Source organism: Actinomycetospora sp. (assembly GCF_055612215.1).
Map to the genome: position 1 here is coordinate 1 of NZ_JBVPVA010000584.1, position 2,797 is coordinate 2,797.

Sequence of the window (2,797 nt, forward strand, 5' to 3'; positions counted from 1 at the left end):
CCGGTCGCGACCGGGCGCTGCAGCGCGGAGACGATGCCCGAGGTCACCGTGCCCGAGAGGCCCAGCGGGGACCCGACGGCGACGACGCCCTGGCCGACCTGGAGCTGGCTCGAGTCGCCGAGGGCGACCGGCGAGAGGCCGGAGACGCCGGTCGCGCGGACCACCGCGAGGTCCGCGGTGGCGTCGGTGCCCACGACCTGCACGGGGGCGACCTGTCCGTTCTGGAAGACCGCCTGGAGCTGGGGGGCCTGTTGCTGCTGCTGCTGTTGCTGGCCGCCGCCGAGGAGCCCGCCCAGGCCACCGAGCCCGCCGGCCGAGGACTGCTGCGCCTCGCCCGCCTCGAGCACGTGGGCGTTGGTGAGGATCAGCCCGTCGGCGGAGATGACGATGCCGGAGCCCTCGCCGGAGGCGCCGCGCAGCTGCACGACGCTCGGCAGCACCTTCTGCGCCACGGCCTCGACCGACCCCGCGGGTGCGGGTGCGCTCGAGGACGACGACGAGTCGGTGGTCCCGGAGAGCACCGAGCTGCTGCCGGAGGCCCCGGAGCTCGCGGCCTCGTAGCCGACGACGCCGCCGACACCGCCCGCAACGAGCAGCGCCGCGAGCGCCGCGGAGACGAGCACCAGCGGGCGGCGGCGGCGTCCGTCGCCACCTCCCGAGCCGCCGGTGGCCCAGTGCTGGTCCGGGGGCGGTCCCGACGGCGGGCCGGACGACGGCGAGCGGCCCCAGGTCGCGTCGTGACCCCAGGGGGTCTGCTCGGTCGGCGCCTCGGTGCGCGGCATCGTCGCAGTGCCGGTGTCACCACCGGTCGGCGCCTGCCACGGGCTCCCGGAGTCGTGGCCGGGGCCGCCGAAGCGGGGCTCGTCGTGGCGGGATGGTTCGTAGCGCACACCCGCGCTCGGGGACCCGTCGCGCGGGGCGGGGCCGGCGGAGTGGGCGGGTTCGCCGGGCTGTCCTGCCCTGGCGAACGGGTCCTGGTCGGTCATGACGTCGATCGTTCTCCTGCTGGCTGTGGGTGGACTGCAGCTTGTCTGCGGAGTTCCTGAGATCCTGGGCGGCTACACGCCCCGTGAACCCGACGGACGGGCACGAACGTGACCTCGCGGGACACAGGCCGTGCACAGCTCCCCTCCAGCCCGTGGACATCGGATCTGCCAACCCTGGTCCCATGGCGTCCCCGGCCCTGCGCGGCCCCTCCTCCGACGGACCGGTCACCGGCGACCGACGCCCCGCCACCCACAGGACGATCACAGGCGAGGCCCACCGTTCGTCCACCTCCGCCCCCGACGGTGGGGACATGACCGCAGCGCTCGCCTCCGACACCTCCGGCTCGGCCGGTGGCTTGCTCCCCGGCGGCCGTCCCGCGTCCCGGGCCGCCGTCGAACCCGACGACTCGACCCCGGTGCTCGACGTCGTCGTCCCCGTCTACAACGAGGAGCGCGACCTCGGCCCGTGCGTGCAGCGTCTCCACACGCACCTCACCGAGGCGTTCCCCTACCGCTTCCGCATCACGGTCGCCGACAACGCCTCGACCGACCGCACCCTCGCCGTCGCCCAGGCCCTCGCGACGCAGTACGACGAGGTGGCCGTGGTCCACCTCGACCAGAAGGGCCGCGGCCGGGCCCTGCGCACCGTGTGGTCGGCCTCGGACGCGCCGGTGCTCGCCTACATGGACGTCGACCTCTCCACCGACCTCAACGCGCTGCTCCCGCTCGTCGCGCCGTTGATCTCGGGGCACTCCGACCTCGCGATCGGCTCGCGGCTCTCCCGGACCTCGCGCGTCGTCCGCGGCGCGAAGCGGGAGATCATCTCGCGCTGCTACAACGTGATCCTCCGAGGCACGCTGCGTGCCCGGTTCTCCGACGCGCAGTGCGGCTTCAAGGCGATCCGCGCGGACGTGGCCGAGCGGTTGCTGCCCCTGGTCGAGGACACCGCCTGGTTCTTCGACACCGAGCTGCTGGTGCTCGCCGAGCGCTCCGGGCTGCGGATCCACGAGGTCCCGGTCGACTGGGTCGACGACCCCGACTCGCGCGTCGACGTCGTCGCGACTGCGGTGGCCGATCTCAAGGGGGTCGCCCGCGTCGGGAAGGCCCTCGCCACGGGGGCCCTGCCCGTCGCCCAGCTGCGCCGTGAGGTCGGGCGTGCCGAGATCGTGGGAGCCGGCGCCGACGAGACGGCGGGCGTCGCCCCCGGGATGACCGCGCAGATCGTGCGCTTCGCGGTCATCGGCGTGATCTCCACCGTCGCGTTCCTGCTGCTCTACTCGCTCTTCCGGACCGCGATGCCCGCCCAGGTCTCGAACCTGCTGGCGCTGGTCATCACCGCGGTCGCGAACACCGCCGCCAACCGCCGGCTCACGTTCGGCATCCGCGGCACGCGCCATGCCGGGCGCAGCCAGGTCGAAGGCCTCGTCGTCTTCGGGCTCGGCCTGGTGCTGACCTCCGGCGCGCTCGCCCTGCTCGACGTCCTCTCCCCGGGCGCGGGCCACGTCACCGAGCTCGTCGTGCTCGTGATCGCCAACGCCGTCGCCACCCTGCTCCGCTTCGTCGCCTACCGCGCCTGGGTGTTCCACCCGCGCCGTCAGTCGGCCTGATCCAGGCTCCCCGCCCCCCTTTGGCGCCAGCGAAGCGTCGACGCTTGCAGCCAGTGGCAGTAAAGCCCCGTCGTCAGGACAGCTCCAGGAGCCCCGCACCACCATGACCACGAGCACCGACGCCCACCCCTCGGCGTCCGCCGCCGACGGCGACCTCGTCACCGAGGCCGCCGTCCCCACCACGTCGACCCGCCCCCCGTCGGG

General features: G+C 74.3%; 2 protein-coding genes. One reads left to right on the forward strand and one right to left on the reverse strand.

Annotated elements, in window-relative coordinates; translation table 11 throughout:
- A partial coding sequence (locus AC0CYZ_RS16015) for a S1C family serine protease (protein WP_472217051.1) occupies positions 1-986 on the reverse strand: 986 nt, incomplete at its 3' end.
- Positions 987-1,297: 311 nt separating this feature from the next.
- Between AC0CYZ_RS16015 and AC0CYZ_RS16020 the strand changes: the two genes are divergently transcribed.
- Positions 1,298-2,593, forward strand: a complete 1,296-nt coding sequence (locus AC0CYZ_RS16020) for a bifunctional glycosyltransferase family 2/GtrA family protein (protein ID WP_472217053.1) — start codon at positions 1,298-1,300, stop codon at positions 2,591-2,593.
- The last annotated feature ends 204 nt before the right edge of the window (positions 2,594-2,797 follow it).